This window comes from Nocardioides sp. URHA0032, from assembly GCF_000620645.1.
In the GTDB taxonomy this organism is placed as follows: Bacteria; Actinomycetota; Actinomycetes; order Propionibacteriales; family Nocardioidaceae; genus Nocardioides.
In genome coordinates this window covers 198,677-217,265 of record NZ_JIAV01000014.1, presented here as the reverse complement: position 1 = coordinate 217,265, position 18,589 = coordinate 198,677, and the positions used below count along the sequence as shown (strand labels likewise).

Below are 18,589 nucleotides of genomic sequence, written 5' to 3'. Positions count from 1 at the left end.
AGTCCATCGCGCAGCATGGACGTCATGGAGACCCTGGGACTGATCGGCGGGATGAGCTGGCACTCGACCGCGACCTACTACCGGCTGATCAACGAGGAGGTCGCCGCCGCCGGCGGTGGCCACGCGTCGGCCCGCATCGCCCTGCAGTCGCTGGACTTCGCCGAGGTCCGCGACTGCCAGGTGCGCGGCGATTGGGACGCCGCGGCGGCGCTGCTCGCCGAGGCGGGGCGCCGATGCGTCGCCGGTGGTGCGACGACGGTGGCGATCTGCACCAACCTGATGCACAAGGTCGCACCGCAGGTCGAGGCGGCGATCGACGTACCGCTGCTGCACATCGGCGACGCGGTCGCGGCCGAGGCGGCGCGCCACGGCTGGCGCACGCTCGGCCTGCTGGGGACCCGGTGGGTCATGGAGGAGACGTTCTACTCAGACCGCCTCGCGCGGCACGGCGTCACGACGGTCGTCCCGGGCCAGGAGGAGCGGGCGATGGTCGACGCGATCGTGTTCGACGAGCTGACGCAGGGCGTCGTGCGTGAGGCGTCCCGCCACCGGTACGTCGAGGTCATCGACCGGCTGGCCGAGCAGGGGGCGGAGGCCGTCGTGTTCGCGTGCACGGAGATCGGCCTGCTGATCGGGCCCGAGGACAGCGCGCTCCCGGTCATCGACAGCGCCGAGGTGCACGCGCGCGAGCTGGCGCGCGTGCACCTCCGCTGAGCCCGTCAGGCGTCCAGGTCCTTCTCGACGAGGGCGACGATCGTGTCCAGGGCGCCCGGGTCGTCGCTGCTCACCTCGACCAGGTCGCCGGGACCGGCGCCCAAGGTCATGATCAGCAGCGAGGAACTGGCGTCCACCGGCTCGTCGCCGGGGATGCCGATCAGCACCTCGACGCCGAGCTCCTCGGCGGCCTCGGCGATCAGCTGGGCGGGCCGGGCGTGCAGGCCGACGGACGAGCCGACGGCGACGGTCTTGCTGGGCATTCGTGCTCCTTGGTTGACGATTCAGGCGTTGACGATCCGGGGTTGACGGTCAGGCGGTGACGAGCTCGCGGTCGGCGGTCTCGGGATCCTCGGTGCCGATGGACTTCAGGACGATGACGGCCATCGCGCCCACGACGGTGCCGGCGACCAGGGCGATGAAGTAGCCGAGGATGTTGTGGACGGCGAACAGCACGAAGATGCCGCCGTGCGGCGCCCGGACCGCGACGTCCAGCGCCATGGACAGCCCCCCGGTCACGGCACTGCCCAGCATGATCGCCGGGATCACGCGCAGCGGGTCCGCAGCGGCGAACGGGATCGCGCCCTCGGTGATGAACGAGAGCCCGAGGGCCCAGCCGGCCTTGCCGTTCTCGTCCTCGGCCGAGCTGAACAGCCGCGGCCGCAGGACGGTGGCCAGCGCGAGCGCGATCGGCGGGACCATTCCCGCGAGCATCACCGCGGCCATGATCTTCAGCTCCGGGGAGTCGCTCGCGGCGCCGGCCGTGCCCACGCCGGCTGCGGCGAAGCTGTACGCCACCTTGTTCAGCGGGCCACCCATGTCGAAGGCCATCATCAGGCCCAGGATCACGCCGAGCACGATGGCGCTGCCGCCGTTGAGCGAGTTCAGGCCCTGGGTGAGCTGGTCCATCAGCCAGGCGATCGGCTTGCCGAAGACGATGATCATCAGCAGGCCGACGATCACCGAGGTGAAGAGCGGGATGACCATCACCGGCATCAGGCCGCGCGCCCAGGTGGGCACCTTCCAGCCGCCGATCCAGTGTGCGACCACTCCGGCGAGCACGCCGCCGATGATCGCGCCGATGAAGCCGGTGGCCGGCATCGCGACCGGGCTGTCGCCCGCCGACTGCACGGCGAAGATGTTGCCGGCCAGGCCGCCCATCACGAAGCCCGGTGCGATGCCGGGGCGGTCGGCGATCGCGTAGGCGATGTAGCCGGCCAGCGCCGGGATGAACAGCATGAACGCGGTCTTGCCGATGACGAAGAACAGTGCGCCGATGTAGGCCGCGAGCCCGGACCCGAACAGGGCGTGGTCCAGGCCCAACGCGGACGGGCTCGGCAGGTCGAACAAGGAGTTGTTGACCGCGATCTCGCCGTAGTTGTTGTCGTTGGCGATCTCGTAGCCGCCCAGCAGGAAGGACAGGGCGATCAGCAGGCCGCCGGCCGCGACGAACGGGATCATGTACGACACGCCGGTCATCAGCACCCGGCGGGTGCGGCCGCCCCAGCTCTCGCCGGCCCCGCCGCCCGTGCCGACGGAGTCACCGGCGCCGGCACCCGAGCCCTCGACGCGCGGGGCGTTCGGGTCGTCGGCGTACCGAAGGGCCTCGGCGATCATCTGGTCGGCCTGGTCGAACGGCCGCTTCACGCCGGAGGAGACGAGCGGCTTCCCCGCGAACCGGTGCCGGTCGCGCACGCCGACGTCGACGGCGAAGATCACCGCGTCGGCCGCGGCGATGGTGCCGGGCGCGAGGGGCTTGGCGCCGGCCGAGCCCTGGGTCTCGACCTGGAGGTCGACCCCGGCGCGGGACGCGGCGGCCTCGAGGGCCTCGGCGGCCATGTAGGTGTGCGCGATGCCGGTCGGGCAGGCGGTGACCGCGACCAGCGAGTGCTTCTTCTCCGGTGCGGCCGGGGCGGCGTGCTTGGCGGCGGGCGCCGCGCTCACCACGTCGTTCACGAGTACGGCGACCTCGTCGGGCGTCGTGGCGGCGCGCAGCGCGTCGGTGAAGGCGGGCTTCACCAGTGCGCGGGCGAGCTTGGTGAGCAGCTGGAGATGGGTGTTGTCGCCGCCGGCCGGTGCCGCGATGAGGAACACCAGGTCGGCCGGGCCGTCCTTGGCGCCGAAGTCGACCGTCGGGGACAGCCGCGCGAAGCCGAGGACCGGCTCGGCCACCCCGGCGGTCCGGCAGTGCGGGATCGCGATGCCCCCGGGGAGGCCGGTCCCGGACGTCGCCTCGCGGGCGAACGCGTCCTCGACGAGCTGGGCGACGTCGGTGGCGCGCCCGGCGTCGCCGACGACGCCGGCGAGCGCACGGATCACGTCGTGCCGGTCCGCGCCGAGATCGGCGTCGAGGCGCACGAGGTCGGCAGTGATGAGGTCCTGCATGGGTGTCACCCTCCCTGGGTGATGTCCAGGTCGCGCACCGGGACGAGCTCGGGGCGGACCTGATGGGGTTGCGGGATCGTTGTCCCTGGTAGGCCTGCGGCGGCACTGCCGTAGGCCACGGCCAGTGCGAGTCGCTCCTGCGGACGACGTCCGCGCAGCTCGCCCAGCAGATATCCGAAGAGGCTCGAGTCGCCGGCACCGACGGTGCTGACGACCTCGACCGGCACCGGCTCGGCGGACCAGGCGCCGTCGGCGGTGACGAGGACGGCGCCGCGGGCGCCGAGGGTGGCGAGCACGGTCTCGACGCCGGACTCGACCAGGGCGCGGGCCGCCTTCGCGGCGGCCAGCGGGTCGGCCTCGAGCAGGTCGGGGTCGTCCCCGGTGAACGAGGCGAGCTCCTCGCCGTTGGGCTTCATCAGGTGCGGCGCCGAGTCCGGCAGCCGGTCCACCAGTGCGCGCAACGGCTCGTCGCTGGTGTCGACCGCGACCCGGGCCCCGCTGGCGCGGAGCAGCACGACGAGCTCGGCGTACCACGCGGGCGGCGTGCCGGGCGGCAGAGAGCCGGCGAGCACGACCCAGTCGGCCGCGGCGGCGCGGCGGCGCAGGGACTCGCCGAGCTCACGGCGTACGGCGTCGGTCAGCTGCGGCCCGGGGCTGTTCAGCTTGGTGGTGGTGCCGTCGGGCTCGGTGACGGTGATGTTCACGCGCAGCGCGCCGTCGTGGTGGACGGGGCGGCAGTCGATGCCGGCGGTCAGGAGCTCGAGCACGAACGGGTCGTCCTTCGCGGCGGGGAGCACCGAGATCGTCGGCACGCCGGCGGCCACGCAGGCGCGGGAGATGTTGACCCCCTTGCCGCCGGCCTGCGAGGTCACCGCGTCCGCGCGGATGACCGCACCCCGCTCGAGCGGCCCGCTGAGCACGACGGTGCGGTCGTGGCTGGGGTTGGCGGTGAGGGTCAGGATCACGCGACCACGACCTCGGGACCAGCGGCCTCGAACGCCTCGCGGTCGGCCGGGCCGACGCCGCCGTCGGTCACGACCACGTCGATCTCGTCGAGGGTGGCGAACCGGATCGCGGCCTCGGTGCCGACCTTGCTGGCGTCGGTCAGGCAGACGACGCGGCGCGCCGCGCCGACCATCGCCCGCTTGGCCGCGGCCTCGTCGTGGTCGGGGGTGGAGAGGCCGTGCTCGACCGTGATGCCGTTGGTGCCCAGGAAGGCGACGTCGACCCGCAGGTGGTGGAGCGCCGTCACGGTGTCGGCGCCGACCGCGGCCTGGGTCGTGGTCCGGACCCGGCCCGGGAGCAGGTGCAGCTCGATCTGCGGGTGCACGGCGAGCCGGGCCGCGATCGGGACCGCGTGGGTGATCACCGTGAGGCGGTGGTCGCGGGGGAGGAGGCTGGCGAGCCGGGCGGTGGTGGAGCCCGCGTCGAGCAGCACGGTGCCGCCGGGCGGCGGGAGCTGCTCGAGGGCGGCCTTGGCGACCAGCTCCTTCTGCGCGGTGTTCGCCTGGTCGCGCTCGCCGAGCCCGGACTCGATGACCGCGAGCGAGCTGGCCGGCACCGCGCCGCCGTGCACGCGGCGCAGGAGGCCCATCCGCTCGAGCACCGAGAGGTCGCGGCGGACCGTCTCGGTGGTCACGTCGAACCGCTCGGCGATCGCGGCGACGGAGAGCCGGCCCTGCTCGGTGACGAGCTGGGCCATGGCCTGCTGGCGCTCTTCGGCGTACATTGTCGGCTGGCTCCTTCGATCTTTGTATCTGTTGTTTTACGCCCGAATGTGTTGACTGTCAAGGGCGGTCGGGCGTTTACTGTGGTCATGGCCACCGACACCCTCCTGCGCGGCACCCCGGTCGTCCCCGGCGTCGCGTTCGCGCCGGCCCTCGTCGTGCGTGCCGAGGTCTCGCCCGAGGCGGTCGCCCGCTTCGACACCTCGCAGTACGCCGACGCCGAGGCCGCGCTGGCGGCGTACGACCAGGCCGCGCAGGCGGTCGCGGACGGGTTCCTCCGCAAGGCCGCCGGGGTGTCCGGCGACGCCGCGAAGGTGCTCACCGCCAGCGCCGGGCTGGCCCGCGACAAGGGGCTGCGCGGTGCGGTGAGCAAGCACCTGCGCGGCGGTGACGACCTGCTCGCGTCCGTGCACGCCGGGGTCGAGCAGTTCGTCACCGTGTTCACCGGCATGGGTGGCCTGATGGCCGAGCGGGTGACCGACCTGCGGGACATCGAGCGGCGGATCACCGCGCACCTCGTCGGTGAGCCCGAGCCGGGCGTCGGCGCACCGGAGGCGCCCTGTGTCCTGGTCGCCGAGGACCTCGCGCCGTCCGACACGGCCGGGCTGGACCCGGCCGTGGTGCTGGCACTCGTGACCGAGCGCGGTGGGCCGACCAGCCACACCGCGATCATCGCCCGCCAGCTCGCCATCCCGTGCGTCGTCGGCGTCGGCGGCGCGACGGCGCTCGCGAACGGCACCCCGCTGCTCGTCGACGGGGCCGCCGGCACCGTCGAGACCGACGCGGCGGACGCCGAGGCGCGGGTCGCCGCAGACGCCGAGCAGCGGGCCGCGCTCGCCGCGTGGGAGGGACCGGGCCGGACGGCGGACGGCGTGCCGGTCAAGATCCTCGCGAACGTCGCCGACGCCGAGTCCGCCCGCCGGGCCGCGAGCGCCCCGGTCCAGGGGGTGGGGCTGTTCCGCACCGAGCTGTGCTTCCTGAACCGGAAGGAGGAGCCGTCGGCCGAGGAGCAGGCGTCGATCTACGGCGGGGTGCTCGATGCCTTCCACGGCGGGGGTCGGTACGTCGTCGTGCGCACCCTGGACGCCGGCTCGGACAAGCCGGTCGGCTTCGCCACCCACGACGGCGAGGAGAACCCGGCGCTCGGCGTGCGCGGCCTGCGGCTGTCGTTCGACAACCCCGGACTGATGGATCGGCAGCTCGATGCGATCGCCGCGGCGGCGGCCGCCACGGGGACCGAGACGTGGGTGATGGCGCCGATGGTCGCGACCGTCGCCGAGGCCCACGAGTTCGCCGGCAAGGTGCACGCCCGCGGATTGAAGGCCGGGGTGATGGTCGAGGTGCCCAGCGCCGCCCTGCTCGCCCACCGGATGCTGGAGGCCGTGGACTTCCTCTCGATCGGCACCAACGACCTCACGCAGTACACGATGGCCGCCGACCGGATGGCGACCGACCTCGCGCACCTGACCGACCCGTGGCAGCCCGCCGTGCTCCAGCTGATCGCGATCACCGCGGAGGCCGGCCGCCAGGCCCGCAAGCCGGTCGGCGTCTGCGGCGAGGCGGCCGCCGACCCGCTGCTCGCCTGCGTGCTCGTCGGCATGGGCATCACGTCCCTGTCGATGGCCGCGGCCGCCGTACGACCGGTGGGCGCGCGGCTCGCCGGCGTCCCGCTCGACCTGTGCGAGGAGGCCGCCGAGGCCGCCCTCGCCGCGTCCGACCCCGGGGCCGGCCGGACGGCGGTCCGCGAGCTCCTGGGCTAGAGCTCCGGGGCCACGAGCGGCCAGTAGTCGTGGTCGGCGAGCAGCCGCGCCACCATCTCGGCGCGCGAGGAGACCGCGAGCTTCGCGAAGATCCGGCGCAGGTGGGTCGACACCGTCCAGACGCTGATGTCGAGGGAGGTCGCGATCGCCTGGTTGGTCCGGCCGTGCGCGACCATCAGCGCGATCTGCCGCTCGCGCGGCGACAGGGTCACGCGCAGCGCGGGTTCCTGGTGGACGAGCAGGCACCGCACGTTCCCGACCGTGACGTCGAGCAGCACGCCCTCGCGCTCGTCGGCCGTGTACTCGCCCGATCTCAGCAGCACGCCGACCTCGGCGAGCAGCGCGTCGAGACGTCGGGGATCCGTGGTCCCGGGCGACAACGGTGTCGTGTCCCCGAGCCGGTTGGGCATGGTCATGTGGGCTCCCGAGCTCGCTCACGCCCGCGTCCTGTGCCCCATGCGACGGCAGGCCTTTGGACGGTAGCACCGTAGGTCAGCTGGGTGCCGTGGCCCAACTGAGTGGTTCCGGTGGCGGCAACCCGGTCCAGCAGGACCACGTGCGCATCGACCTGGGCCCGCCACTCCCGCACGTCCAGGTACTCGTCCGGGCCGTGCGCCGCGGGCAGGAACGAACGAACTGCCCGTCCTCGCCCTCAGCCCGGCGGGGGCTCCAGGACCCAGCTGACCGGACGGTCCGGGTCCGACTCGTAGCGGCACTCGAAGCCGGTGTGGACGCGGTCCCGCAGGTGGCGTCCCAGCCACGGGTCCGCCTCGGCGATCCTGGCCAGCGCGGCGACGATGGCCTTGCGCACGGCGACCCTGGCCCGCTCGGCGTGCGACCCCGTGGTCCGGCTGCGGCCACGCAACCCGGACCCGCCCGCGAGGTACGCCGCGACCGCGTCGCGCTCCTCGCGGAGCTCCGGTCGGTCGCGGTCCACGAGCTCGGCGTCCAGCGCCGAGAGGCGAGCGCCCAGGACGCGACGGGACTCCTCGTCCAGGATCTCCAGCGGGGCCTGCTCGACGACGACGTCGCCCATCAGTGCCGCGGCCGGCAGGTCGGCGTCGGGCCGGTCGAGCAGCGCGTGCAGGTGGACGAGGCCGCGCATCCGGGGCAGCACGAACGTCGCGCCCTCGCGCCCGACCAGCCACAGGCCACCGGGCTGCTGGTGCAGATGGACCGTCACGACGTCCGCGGCCGCCACCGCCCCCGCGGGGAGCGCGCCGAGCAGCCGGTCCCGCCACCAGGTCGCGCCGACCCGCTCGTACGTCGCCAGCGCGGCCGCTCGGTGCCGGTCAGCCGCGTCCGCGTCACCGAGCAACGCGTGCGCCCGGGCGAGGGTGTCGTCGGTGACCCCGTGCCACATCACCGCACCGGCGTTGACCACCGAGCGCCCGGCGTACGGTGCCAGCAGCGCGAGCACCGCCGCCGTCGTGCCGGTGTCGCCGATGGCCAGTGCGCCCTCGAGGACGCACTGGAGGACGAGCAGCCAGTCACTGTCCCGCGGCAGCGTCGCAAGCACCTCGGGCGTGAAGGCCCCGATCATCTCCGCGACCTTGTCGAGCCGACCGGCGCCGAGCCAGATCACGGTCGCCTCGGCCCGCACGGTCGCGACCCCCAGGTCGACGCCGTAGTGCTCGAAGGCGGGTGCCTCGGCGGCGCACCCGTCGCGATCGCCGCTGAAGTAGGCCGTGTAGCCGCGCATCGAGTGGAGCACGCCGGACGCATCGGGGATCACCGCCTCGTCAGCCGCGGCGGCAGCGCGTTGAGCGAGGACACCGGCGGCGTCGAGGTTCCTGCGCAGCAGCTCGACCGGCAGCCGGCGGCTCGCGGCGAAGAACGCGGCCCGCGGTGACTCCTCCGCCAGCTGCTCGAGCGCGTGCACCGACCGGTGCATCCGCGGCAGGTCGAGCACCTCCCACGCGACGGTGAGCGACCAGAGCTGGGCCTGCAGCCGGGCACCCGGGTCGGCCAGGTGGGCCGCGGCGTCGTCCAGCCGGGCCGCCCAGTCCCGGCGGAGCGCGATGTCGTCGGGTCCCCAGTGTGACGCGAGCGCCGCGTCGAGGGCGTCCGCCAGCAGCACCGGTTCGTCCTCGCGCTCGGCGAGGTGCAGCGCCTCGATCGCGAACGGCCGAGCCCGGCGGGGCTGGTTCGCGTAGGCCCAGCAACGTGCGAGGGCCGCGGCGAGCCGGGCCCGCAGCACCGGGTCCTCGACGGCGTCGTACGCCGCGTGCAGCCGGACCGGCAGCAGCCCCGGCGTCAGGTTGTACTCCTGGCCTCGAGCCAGGCCGAGGACCGCGGCCGCCCGGCGCGGGAGGTCGTCCTGCTGCTCCGCGACCTCCGCGGCCCGGTCGAACCACGTCATGGCGGACGCGCCGTCCCCGCTCGCCCACGCCGCCTCGGCACGGGCCAGCAGCGACGACGCGGACGCCGGGACGCTCGCCATGGTCGTGAGGCTAGGTCACGGCCGCAGCAGCCGCACCTGGTCGGCGTGGAGGCGCTGCCGCTCCTCGTCCCAGTCGCCGGTGCACGAGACGGTGAGCTCGCTGATCCGGCCGTCGGTGACCCCGCAGTGGATCAGCTCGCGGCAGTACCACCGCTGCCCCTCGGACTCCCACCGCTCCTCGAACTGCAGGAGGAAGCCGCGCGCGGTGCGATCCAGGGCCTCGACCCGGACCTCGCCCGCGAACGGGTGGCTGTCCTCGCGCAGGTGGAACGCGGCGTCCGCACCCTGCGCCTGGACCCGCCACTGGGGGACGGTGAGGTCGGCGAACACGTCCTCGGCGAACATCGAGTCCGGGCGGATCCCCGTCTCCAGCCAGGTCACGAAGTCCCGGGCGAGGTCGCCCAGGCCGCCCTCGAGCGCGGGCAGCGCCTCGACGGCCGTCATGACCCGGCACCCGCCATCGCCTCGATGTTGCGGCCGATGGCCGCCATCACCGGCTGCAGGTCAGCCGTCCGGCTGAACTCCACGACCGACGTACCGGCGGCGATCAGCGGACGGTGGCCCGGGCCGGCGACGTAGGCGTCGCCCTCGACGTACGTCTCCTCGTGGTCGGGCCACCGGAACGTGATCTGCCCCGAGATCACGTACCCGACGTGCTCGCAGGTGCAGGCGTCGCCGGGCAGGCCGCGGAAGTACGGCGTGACGTCGAGGTCCTGCTTGAACGTCTCGAAGGAGACGGTGTGGTCGTCGAGCTCGGCGTAGCGGCCCTCGACGACGTCCATGTCGATGCCGACCGGTGTGGTCGAGCGGGATGCGCTGGGCATCGGGTCCTCCTCGGATGGTGGGTTGGTGGTGCACTCATCCGTGAGGCGTGACTTCGGCCGTCACATCGTGACGACTACACGCGCAGCCACGCGAGCACCGCGCGGACGCGCCGGTGGTCGTCCTCGTCGAGGGGCAGGTCGAGCTTCGTGAAGATGCTGTTGATGTGCTTGGCGACGGCCTTCTCGGTGACCGACAGGCGTACGCCGATGGCTGCGTTCGAGCGCCCCTCCGCCATCAGGGCGAGCACCTCCTGCTCGCGTGGGGAGAGCCGGTCTCGCGGCTCCTCGCGCTGCCGGGCCATCACGGTCGCGACCACCTCCGGGTCCAGGACGGTGCCGCCCGCGGCCACCCGGCGTACGCCGTCGACGAACTCGGCGACGTCCGAGACCCGGTCCTTGAGCAGGTAGCCGACGGCGCCCACGCCACTGGCCAGCAGCTCGCGGGCGTAGAGCTGCTCGACGTACTGCGAGAGCACCACCACCGGGAAGCCGGGCCGGGCGCCGCGCACCTCGATGGCCGCGCGCAGTCCTTCGTCGGTCTGGGTCGGCGGCAGGCGTACGTCGAGCACGGCCGCCTCGGCCGCGGGGTCCCGCAGCGCGACGGCGAGGGACGCGGCGTTGTCGACCGCGTGCAGGATCTCGAAGCCGTTGCCCTCGAGCAGCTGGATCAGCCCGGCGCGGAGGAGGGCGTGGTCTTCGGCGAGGACAAGGCGCACGGGACCTCCAGGGTGACCAGGGTCGGGCCGCCGGCCGGGCTCGACACGGACATCGTGCCGTCGAACGCGGCCATCCGCCGCATCACGCCCAGCATGCCGGTTCCGGACTCGGGGTCCGCGCCGCCACGCCCGTCGTCGCCGACGGCGGCCCGCAGCACGCCGGCTCCATCGATGGTCTCGTGCGAGAGCGTGATCCATGCGTTCGCGGCGCCGGAGTGCTTGCCGACGTTCGCCAGGCACTCCGCCACGCCGAAGTAGACCGCCGACTCCACCGGCGCCGGCGGCCGCCCGTCGAGGCGTACGGCGACGCTCACCGGGATCGCCATGTCCAGCGCGATCGCCTGCACCGCGCCGCCGAGGCCGCGGTCGGCCAGCACCGGTGGATGGATCCCGCGGACGACGGAGCGGAGGTCGCCGATCGCACCCGCGGTCGTCGCCCGGGCGTCCTGCACCAGTCGCCGGGCCGCGTCCGGGTCCTCGTCGAAGGCCGCGTCGGCCATGCCGAGGCTCATCGACAGGGCGACCAGCCGAGCCTGCGCGCCGTCGTGCAGGTCGCGCTCGAGCCGACGCAGCTCGGCCGCGGAGTGGTCGACCAGGTCGGCGCGGGTCTCGGTGAGCTGCTGCACCCGCTGCTCGAGCTTCTCGGTGCGGCTGTAGGCGAGGAAGAACCGGTCGAAGTGCGCCCGCGCGACCATCAGCGGCGGCGTCGCGAACCACCAGATGAAGCCCGTGACGATCCCCAGCAGCAGGATCAGGACGACCAGCGACACCAGGATGCCCACGACCGGCGCGACGAACAGCCAGGCCAGGTCGCGCCAGGTCATCGGGTCGGCGAGGACCGACCGTGCCCGCTGGAAGAACCCGCCGTCCGGCAGCGGTCGGTACGGGACCGGGACCGGCTGGCCCAGGGTGCGCGCGGCCATCTCGCGGTGCAGGTTCGCGACCCAGCGGGTCGCGACCACCGTCCCGGCCAGGATGGGCAGCCCGACCCAGATGACGACGAGCACGCCGCCGACGATCCAGAGCACCAGCAGCACGATCAGCACGAAGGCGAGGAAGAGCTGGGCAACGGCGTACCCGGTCAGGCGCAGGCGATCCACGCCCCCATCCTGCTGGCGCGCCCGACGTCGCGCAGGGGTGCAGGCACCACCAGCGCCCGGGTTCCTACGCCCCTGACCCGCGGCGCCGGCGACCCGAGGCTGGGAGCACCACACCGAGACCCGAGGAGAGACGGCCATGGGCAACCCGTTGACAGCAGTGCCGATGCGAGCGGCGAGATGGAGCGCCGAGCACCCGTGGCGCGCGATCCTCGCGTGGATCGCGTTCGTCGCGGTGGCGGTCGGTCTCGCGATCGCCGTACCCACCACCGAGACGACCGACGCCGACTACCGGGTCGGCGAGTCCGGCCGGGCGGACGCGATGGTCGCGGAGGCCGGCCTCACGCCGCCGGACACCGAGAACATCCTGGTCGAGGGCGCGCACGGCGAGCAGGCCGCGGCCGAGCTCGTCGCGAAGGCGAAGGCCGTCGCCGGCGTCGCCCACGTCTCCGACCCGCAGCCGAGCCGGAACGGTACGGCGCTGCTCGTCGCCGTCGAGCTCGAGCACGGTGTCGAGGACGCGGACGCCGTCCAGGCGGTCACAACGGAGGTCGCGGGGGAGCACCCCGACCTGACCATCCGCGAGGCCGGTGACCTGAGCATCGACGCGGCCATCAACGACCGCGTCTCCGAGGACCTCGGCTCCGCCGAGACGATCAGCCTGCCGATCACGCTGGTCCTGATGCTGCTGGCGTTCGGTGCGCTGATCGCCGCCGGCATCCCGGTGCTGCTCGCTGCGACCAGTGTCGCCGCGACACTCGGCCTGATGGCGCCGTTGTCGCACCTCGTCCCGGCCGACCTGACGGTGTCCAGCATGATCGTGCTGATCGGCATGGCCGTCGGCGTCGACTACTCGCTCTTCTACCTCAAGCGCGAGCGCGAGGAGCGCGCCAAGGGCCGCACGACGCTGGAGGCGGTCGAGATCGCCGCGCAGACCTCCGGCCACTCGATCCTGGTCTCCGGCGGCGCCGTGATCGCCTCCATGGCCGGCCTGTTCGTGGTCGGTGACGCGACGTTCAATTCGCTCGCGATCGGCTCGATCCTCGTGGTCGCGGTGGCGGTGCTCGGCTCGATCACCGTGCTGCCCGCACTGCTCGTCAAGCTCGGCCGTTGGTCGGACCGCCCGCGCGTCCCGCTGCTGTGGCGGCTCAACCGCCGCATCGGCCGGGGCGGCATCAGCCGCCGGCTGCTCGGCCCGGTCGTGCGGCACCCCGCGGCCGCGCTCGCGCTGTCGAGCCTCCTGGTCGTCGGCCTGGCGATCCCGGCGTTCGGCATGAAGACGCACTCCGGGACGCTCGACACGCTGCCCCAGTCGATCCCCGAGGTGCAGACCGTGAAGGCGATCAGCGCCGGCTTCCCGGCCGACGAGGGCGCCAACGCGTCGGTCGTGGTCAGGGCCGGCGCGTCCGAGCAGGCGCGGGTGAGGGCCGCGCTCGAGCAGCTCACGAGGAACGCGGTCGGCACCGGCACGTTCGTCGCCTCCGGACAGGGCGTGCAGGTCTCGGACGACGGCACCACGTCGATGATCCTGCTCGGCATGCCGTACGACGAGACCGACGCCCGGGTCCCGGCCGCGATCCACGAGCTGCGCGGTGAGCTGGTCCCGGCCGCGCTCGACGACCTGCACGCCGATCACGCCGTCGGCGGCGGGGCGGCCGAGGAGGTCGACTTCATGAAGCAGCAGGAGGGCCGGCTCGCGCTGGTGATCGGGTTCGTGCTCCTGCTGACCATGCTGATCATGGCGGTGACGTTCCGCAGCATCCCGCTCGCGATCGTCTCCACGGTGCTGAACCTGGCGTCGGTCGGCGCGGCGTTCGGCGTCCTCACGCTGGTCTTCCAGCACGGCTGGGGGAGCGGGATGCTCGACTTCACCAGTCCGGGCTTCGTGATCGACTGGCTGCCGCTGTTCGTGCTGGTCGTCCTGGTCGGGCTGTCGATGGACTACCACGTGTTCGTGCTGAGCCGGGTCCGCGAGCACCTGGACCGCGGGCTCCCGACGAGGCTGGCCGTCGAGCGCGGCATCACCGACACAGCCGGTGTGGTCACGAGCGCCGCCGCGGTCATGGTCTCGGTGTTCGCGATCTTCGCGACGCTCTCCATGATCGAGATGAAGATGATGGGCGTCGGCCTGGCTGCCGCGATCCTGCTCGACGCGACGCTGGTCCGCCTGGTCATGCTGCCGGCGATCCTGGTGCTGCTCGGTGACCGGGTCTGGTGGCCGCTCAGGCCCCGTGCGCCGCGCGGCGACGTCGTCGCCGAGCCGGAGCCGGCGTACGCCGGCAGCTGACCTGTCGCCTCCGGTGCGGGTTTGCGCGAAGCCCGCACCGGGGACTAGGGGGGGCATGGGATATGGACTGGGAGTTTTCCTGCTCGCGCTGGGCCTGATCCTGGCGCTGGCCGTGACTGACAGCATCAACGGCGTCGACCTCACGATGGTCGGCTGGATCCTCGCCGCCGCGGGTGTGCTCTGCATCGTCCTCGTCGCGGCCACGACCGCAAGCCGGCGCCGCAGCACGGCGGTCACGACGCACGCCGACGGCAGCCGCACGGTCAGCGAGCGGAACGACGTCCCGCCGGCCGTCTGAGCCGGCGGTGCTGCCCGACCCGGGGCGTCGCCCCGGGTCAGAGGCATGTGGATTCGGTGGGTGGAGCACCCCCGCGCTAGAGTTCTGAGGTTGCCTCCAGGGGTGACGACTGCCGTCCAACGGCCGCGGAACCAGAGTGCCCGGGTGAACAGGCCCCGGCGCGCCGCGCAGCAAACCCACCGGAAGGAGCCCGCATGTCGATCGGTACCGACGCGGAGACCAAGAAGAAGATCATCGCCGAGTACGCCACGACCGAGGGCGACACCGGTTCGCCGGAGGTCCAGGTCGCGCTGCTGAGCCACCGGATCAGCCACCTGACCGAGCACCTCAAGCAGCACAAGCACGACCACCACAGCCGTCGCGGCCTGCTGCTGCTCGTCGGCCAGCGCCGCCGGTTGCTGAACTACCTGCAGAAGACGGACATCAACCGTTACCGCTCGATCGTCGAGCGTCTCGGCCTCCGCCGCTGATTTACCGTGAAGGGCCTGCCTCAGGTGGGCCCTTCACGCTTTCTCGGGAGCGTCTCCGGACGCTAGATTCACCAGCAGACCCACTCAGAAGTACATCTGAACACCAGGAGCGACCCGCACGTTCTGGCTCGGTCCTCGGTAGTGGCTCTCAGAGCACGGCTCTGCGGGCCTCGATCGAAGACCAGGCCTCTGCATGACGCGGGACGCCGCGGATCGCTCCGCGAGCAGAACAGGGACATCCCTTGACTGAACCCGTCATCCACGTTGTCGAGACCACTCTCGACAACGGCAAGTTCGGCACCCGGACCATCAAGTTCGAGAGCGGGCTCCTCGCCCGCCAGGCTGCCGGTGCCGTCACCGCCTACCTCGACGACGACACGATGCTGCTGTCCGCGACCACCGCGGGCAAGCACCCCAAGGACCACTTCGACTTCTTCCCCCTGACGATCGACGTCGAGGAGCGGATGTACGCCGCGGGCAAGATCCCCGGCTCGTTCTTCCGCTCCGAGGGCCGGCCCGGCGAGGACGCGATCCTCACCTGCCGCCTGATCGACCGGCCGCTGCGCCCGACGTTCAAGAAGGGCCTCCGCAACGAGGTCCAGGTCGTCATCACGGTGATGGCGCTGAACCCGGACGCGCCCTACGACGTCCTCGCGATCAACGCCGCATCGCTGTCGACGCAGCTCTCCGGCCTGCCGTTCTCCGGCCCGGTCGGCGGCGTCCGCGTGGCGCTGATCGACGGCCAGTGGGTCGCGTTCCCGACCCACAGCCAGCTCGAGGACGCCGTCTTCGACATGGTCGTGGCCGGCCGCGTCACCGACACGGGCGACGTCGCGATCATGATGGTCGAGGCCGAGGCGACCGAGCAGACCATCGAGCTGGTCCGGGGCGGCGCCACCGCGCCGACCGAGGAGGTCGTGGCCGGCGGCCTCGACGCCGCCAAGCCCTTCATCAAGCAGCTCGTCGAGGCCCAGGCCGAGCTGGCGAACGTCGCCGCGAAGCCGGTCCAGGAGTTCCCGATCTTCCTCGACTACGAGGACGACGTGTTCGCCGCGGTCGAGGCGGCCGTCAAGGACGACCTGGTCGCCGCGATGAAGATCGCCGACAAGGAGGAGCGCAACGACCGCACCGACGAGCTCAAGGACGGTGTGCTCGAGCAGCTCGCCGGCCAGTTCGAGGGTCGCGAGAAGGAGATCGGCGCGGCCTTCCGCTCGGTCAACAAGCAGGTCGTCCGCGAGAGCATCCTCAAGGACAAGGTCCGCATCGACGGCCGTGGCCTGGCCGACATCCGCCCGCTGCACGCCGAGGTCGGCGTGATCCCGCGCGTGCACGGCTCGGCGCTCTTCGAGCGCGGCGAGACCCAGATCCTGGGCGTCACCACGCTGGACATGCTGAAGATGGAGCAGCAGCTGGACACGCTCTCCCCGGAGAAGCACCGCCGCTACATGCACAAGTACGTCTTCCCGCCGTTCTCGACCGGTGAGACCGGCCGGGTCGGCTCGCCGAAGCGCCGCGAGGTCGGCCACGGTGCGCTCGCGCGCCGTGCGCTGCTGCCGGTGCTGCCCTCCCGCGAGGAGTTCCCGTACGCCATCCGCCAGCTCTCCGAGGCGATGGGCTCCAACGGCTCGACCTCGATGGGCTCGGTCTGCGCCTCGACACTGGCGCTGCTCCAGGCCGGCGTGCCGCTGAAGGCCCCGGTCGCGGGCATCGCGATGGGCCTCGTCTCCGGCGAGATCGACGGCTCGATGCAGTACGTCGCGCTCACCGACATCCTCGGCGCCGAGGACGCGTTCGGCGACATGGACTTCAAGGTCGCCGGCACCCGTCAGTTCGTGACCGCGCTCCAGCTCGACACCAAGCTCGACGGCATCCCCGCCGAGGTGCTCGCGCAGGCGCTGCAGCAGGCGCGTGACGCCCGGATGGCGATCCTCGACGTGATGGCCGAGGCCATCGATGAGCCCGAGGAGATGTCGATCCACGCCCCGCGGATCATCACGATCAACATCCCGGTCGACAAGATCGGCGAGGTCATCGGCCCCAAGGGCAAGATCATCAACCAGATCCAGGACGACACCGGCGCCTCGATCTCGATCGAGGACGACGGCACGATCTACATCGGCGCCACCAACGGTGAGGCTGCGCAGGCGGCGAAGGACCAGATCAACCAGATCGCCAACCCGACGATGCCGGAGATCGGTGAGCGCTACCTGGGCACCGTCGTCAAGACGACCAACTTCGGTGCGTTCGTCTCGCTGATGCCGGGCAAGGACGGGCTGCTGCACATCAGCAAGCTGCGCGGCCTGGCCGGCGGCAAGCGCGTCGACGCGGTCGAGGACGTCGTGTCCGTGGGCCAGAAGATCCAGGTCCAGATCGCCGAGATCGACGACCGCGGCAAGCTGTCGCTGGTCCCGGTGGTCGACGAGGCCGAGTCCTCCGAGTCCGCCGAGTCCTCCGACGCCGAAGGCGCGGACGACTCCGAGTGACCAAGGCTGCACCGGTGACCCGCCAGAAGGTCTCTTCTGGCGGGTCACCGTCTTCTCCGGGCACCCGCACGCTCTTCACCGAGCGCGATGCGGACGGCCAGGTGACCTCGCGCATCCGGCGCACGGTCCTGCCGTCGGGGCTGCGCATCATCAGCGAGCACCAGGCGGGCGTGCGCTCGGCCGCGATCGGGGTGTGGGTCGGCGTCGGCTCGCGCGACGAGTCGCCGACCCTGCACGGCTGCTCGCACTTCCTGGAGCACCTGCTCTTCAAGGGCACGGGTGAGCGGTCGGCGCTGGACATCTCGATCGCGCTGGACGCGGTCGGTGGTGAGTTCAACGCGTTCACCGCCAAGGAGTACACCTGCTTCCACGCGCGGGTCCTCGACGAGGACCTGCCGCTGGCGGTCGACGTGCTCGGCGACATGATCACGGGGTCGACCCTGCTCCCCGAGGACGTCGAGGCCGAGCGCGACGTGATCCTCGACGAGATCGCGATGCACGACGACGACCCGGACGACGTCGTGCACAACCTCTTCGCGGCGCAGGCCTGGGGAGACACGCCCCTCGGCCGCCCGATCGCCGGCACCGACGCCTCGATCCAGGCGATCACACGCGCGCAGATCGTCCGGTTCCACCGGCGCCACTACCGTCCGGAGAACATCGTCGTCTCGGCGGCCGGCAACGTCGACCACGCCGCCCTGGTGCGCCAGGTCAGGAAGGCGTTCGCCCGCAACGACTGGCTGGCCGGCACGGCCAGCCCGCTGCCCGCACGGCGTGGCTCGCGCAAGCGCGTGCAGCCCGGCGAGGTGCACACCACCCGCCCGTTCGAGCAGGTGAACGTCGTGCTCGGCATGGAGGGCCTGGTCCGCGACGATCCCCGGCGCTTCGCGCTCGGGGTGCTCAACACCGCGCTCGGGGGCGGCACGTCCTCCCGACTCTTCCAGGAGGTCCGCGAGCACCGCGGCCTCGCGTACTCGGTCTTCTCCTTCGCCTCCCACCACGCCGACTCCGGCCTGGTCGGCGTCTCCGTCGGTTGCCTCCCGTCCAAGCTCGACGACGTGCTCGCCGTCGTGCGGGAGGAGCTGGCGAAGGTCGCCACCACGGGCATCACGGCCGAGGAGCTCGCCCGCGGCAAGGGGCAGCTCCGCGGCGGGCTGGTGCTCGGGCTCGAGGACTCCGCATCCCGGATGTCGCGTCTCGGCAAGGCCGAGCTCGTCCACGACGAGCTGCTCAGCATCGACGAGGTGATGGCCCGCGTCGAGGGCGTCACCCTGGACGACGTGCGGTCGGTCGCCGCCGACGTCTTCACGAAGCCGGAGATCCTCGCGGTGGTCGGGCCGAGCTAGGACCGCCCGCGGTGAACCGCGGGCCGCGCGATCCCGTGT

Annotated in this window: 17 protein-coding genes; 7 read left to right on the top strand and 10 right to left on the bottom strand. The window is 72.5% G+C overall.

Annotation, left to right across the window (positions count from 1 at the left end):
• Positions 1–24 precede the first annotated feature (24 nt).
• Positions 25–714, top strand: a complete 690-nt coding sequence (locus N538_RS0103080) for an aspartate/glutamate racemase family protein (protein ID WP_028636074.1) — start codon at positions 25–27, stop codon at positions 712–714.
• Positions 715–719: 5 nt separating this feature from the next.
• On the opposite strand, the gene N538_RS0103075 is transcribed toward N538_RS0103080, so the two are convergent.
• From N538_RS0103075 to N538_RS0103060, 4 genes are read right to left on the bottom strand one after another with little or no spacing between them, the layout of a single operon-like run.
• A complete protein-coding gene (locus tag N538_RS0103075; RefSeq protein WP_028636073.1) occupies positions 720–977 on the bottom strand; it encodes an HPr family phosphocarrier protein in 258 nt (85 codons plus the stop codon).
• A gap of 49 nt (positions 978–1,026) precedes the next feature.
• Positions 1,027–3,099: a PTS fructose transporter subunit IIABC gene (locus N538_RS0103070; RefSeq protein WP_028636072.1), complete on the bottom strand. Its 2,073-nt coding sequence runs from the start codon at positions 3,097–3,099 to the stop codon at positions 1,027–1,029.
• A 5-nt stretch (positions 3,100–3,104) separates the two neighbouring features.
• The gene (locus tag N538_RS0103065) at positions 3,105–4,064 is read right to left on the bottom strand and encodes a 1-phosphofructokinase family hexose kinase (RefSeq protein WP_028636071.1); all 960 of its coding nucleotides are present in this window, start codon (positions 4,062–4,064) and stop codon (positions 3,105–3,107) included.
• Positions 4,061–4,828, bottom strand: coding sequence for a DeoR/GlpR family DNA-binding transcription regulator (locus tag N538_RS0103060; protein WP_028636070.1), 768 nt, complete (start codon positions 4,826–4,828; stop codon positions 4,061–4,063). Before N538_RS0103060 ends, N538_RS0103065 begins: the two co-directional genes overlap by 4 nt.
• Before the next feature lie 87 nt (positions 4,829–4,915).
• On the opposite strand from N538_RS0103060, the gene ptsP reads away from it, so the two are divergent.
• On the top strand, positions 4,916–6,586 hold the full coding sequence (gene ptsP, locus N538_RS0103055) for a phosphoenolpyruvate--protein phosphotransferase (RefSeq protein ID WP_028636069.1): 1,671 nt from the start codon (positions 4,916–4,918) through the stop codon (positions 6,584–6,586).
• Here ptsP and N538_RS0103050 read toward each other — a convergent pair.
• The 6 genes from N538_RS0103050 to N538_RS23620 form a co-directional block, all read right to left on the bottom strand.
• A complete protein-coding gene (locus tag N538_RS0103050; protein ID WP_197025221.1) occupies positions 6,583–7,002 on the bottom strand; it encodes a helix-turn-helix domain-containing protein in 420 nt (139 codons plus the stop codon). The two genes, ptsP and N538_RS0103050, sit on opposite strands and share 4 nt — an antisense overlap.
• A 236-nt stretch (positions 7,003–7,238) precedes the next feature.
• Complete coding sequence (locus tag N538_RS0103045; RefSeq protein WP_028636067.1) at positions 7,239–9,029, bottom strand: hypothetical protein; 1,791 nt, start codon at positions 9,027–9,029, stop codon at positions 7,239–7,241.
• Between the two features lie 15 nt (positions 9,030–9,044).
• A complete protein-coding gene (locus N538_RS0103040; protein ID WP_028636066.1) occupies positions 9,045–9,473 on the bottom strand; it encodes a hypothetical protein in 429 nt (142 codons plus the stop codon).
• On the bottom strand, positions 9,470–9,853 hold the full coding sequence (locus N538_RS0103035; protein WP_028636065.1) for a hypothetical protein: 384 nt from the start codon (positions 9,851–9,853) through the stop codon (positions 9,470–9,472). Before N538_RS0103035 ends, N538_RS0103040 begins: the two co-directional genes overlap by 4 nt.
• Positions 9,854–9,927: 74 nt before the next feature.
• The gene (locus N538_RS0103030; protein WP_028636064.1) at positions 9,928–10,569 is read right to left on the bottom strand and encodes a LuxR C-terminal-related transcriptional regulator; all 642 of its coding nucleotides are present in this window, start codon (positions 10,567–10,569) and stop codon (positions 9,928–9,930) included.
• Positions 10,521–11,669 (bottom strand): sensor histidine kinase, encoded by a 1,149-nt coding sequence (locus N538_RS23620; RefSeq protein WP_036569267.1) that lies wholly within the window; start codon positions 11,667–11,669, stop codon positions 10,521–10,523. The genes N538_RS0103030 and N538_RS23620 overlap by 49 nt, the downstream gene beginning before the upstream one ends.
• Positions 11,670–11,805: 136 nt before the next feature.
• Between N538_RS23620 and N538_RS0103020 the strand changes: the two genes are divergently transcribed.
• The 5 genes from N538_RS0103020 to N538_RS0103000 all read left to right on the top strand — a co-directional run bounded on the left by N538_RS0103020 (position 11,806) and on the right by N538_RS0103000 (position 18,550).
• Positions 11,806–13,953 carry an MMPL family transporter gene (locus N538_RS0103020; RefSeq protein ID WP_028636063.1) on the top strand — a complete coding sequence of 716 codons (2,148 nt, stop codon included), beginning with the start codon at positions 11,806–11,808 and terminating at the stop codon, positions 13,951–13,953.
• Positions 13,954–14,008: 55 nt separating this feature from the next.
• Entirely contained in the window at positions 14,009–14,251 is a 243-nt protein-coding gene (locus N538_RS0103015) for a DUF6458 family protein (protein WP_028636062.1), read from the top strand.
• 194 nt (positions 14,252–14,445) lie between these two features.
• Positions 14,446–14,721: a 30S ribosomal protein S15 gene (rpsO, locus tag N538_RS0103010; protein WP_028636061.1), complete on the top strand. Its 276-nt coding sequence runs from the start codon at positions 14,446–14,448 to the stop codon at positions 14,719–14,721.
• A gap of 242 nt (positions 14,722–14,963) precedes the next feature.
• A complete protein-coding gene (locus N538_RS0103005; protein WP_197025220.1) occupies positions 14,964–17,204 on the top strand; it encodes a polyribonucleotide nucleotidyltransferase in 2,241 nt (746 codons plus the stop codon).
• Between the two features lie 14 nt (positions 17,205–17,218).
• Positions 17,219–18,550, top strand: a complete 1,332-nt coding sequence (locus N538_RS0103000; protein WP_028636059.1) for a M16 family metallopeptidase — start codon at positions 17,219–17,221, stop codon at positions 18,548–18,550.
• Positions 18,551–18,589 lie beyond the last annotated feature (39 nt).

What these genes read in the sequence shown, in the direction of transcription:
- N538_RS0103080 (WP_028636074.1), top strand. Translation starts at nt 25, where the DNA reads ATGGAGACCCTGGGACTGATCGGCGGGATGAGCTGGCACTCGACCGCG.
- N538_RS0103075 (WP_028636073.1), bottom strand. Translation starts at nt 977, where the DNA reads ATGCCCAGCAAGACCGTCGCCGTCGGCTCGTCCGTCGGCCTGCACGCC.
- N538_RS0103070 (WP_028636072.1), bottom strand. Translation starts at nt 3,099, where the DNA reads ATGCAGGACCTCATCACTGCCGACCTCGTGCGCCTCGACGCCGATCTC.
- N538_RS0103060 (WP_028636070.1), bottom strand. Translation starts at nt 4,828, where the DNA reads ATGTACGCCGAAGAGCGCCAGCAGGCCATGGCCCAGCTCGTCACCGAG.
- ptsP (WP_028636069.1), top strand. Translation starts at nt 4,916, where the DNA reads ATGGCCACCGACACCCTCCTGCGCGGCACCCCGGTCGTCCCCGGCGTC.
- N538_RS0103050 (WP_197025221.1), bottom strand. Translation starts at nt 7,002, where the DNA reads ATGACCATGCCCAACCGGCTCGGGGACACGACACCGTTGTCGCCCGGG.
- N538_RS0103045 (WP_028636067.1), bottom strand. Translation starts at nt 9,029, where the DNA reads ATGGCGAGCGTCCCGGCGTCCGCGTCGTCGCTGCTGGCCCGTGCCGAG.
- N538_RS0103040 (WP_028636066.1), bottom strand. Translation starts at nt 9,473, where the DNA reads ATGACGGCCGTCGAGGCGCTGCCCGCGCTCGAGGGCGGCCTGGGCGAC.
- N538_RS0103035 (WP_028636065.1), bottom strand. Translation starts at nt 9,853, where the DNA reads ATGCCCAGCGCATCCCGCTCGACCACACCGGTCGGCATCGACATGGAC.
- N538_RS0103020 (WP_028636063.1), top strand. Translation starts at nt 11,806, where the DNA reads ATGGGCAACCCGTTGACAGCAGTGCCGATGCGAGCGGCGAGATGGAGC.
- N538_RS0103015 (WP_028636062.1), top strand. Translation starts at nt 14,009, where the DNA reads ATGGGATATGGACTGGGAGTTTTCCTGCTCGCGCTGGGCCTGATCCTG.
- rpsO (WP_028636061.1), top strand. Translation starts at nt 14,446, where the DNA reads ATGTCGATCGGTACCGACGCGGAGACCAAGAAGAAGATCATCGCCGAG.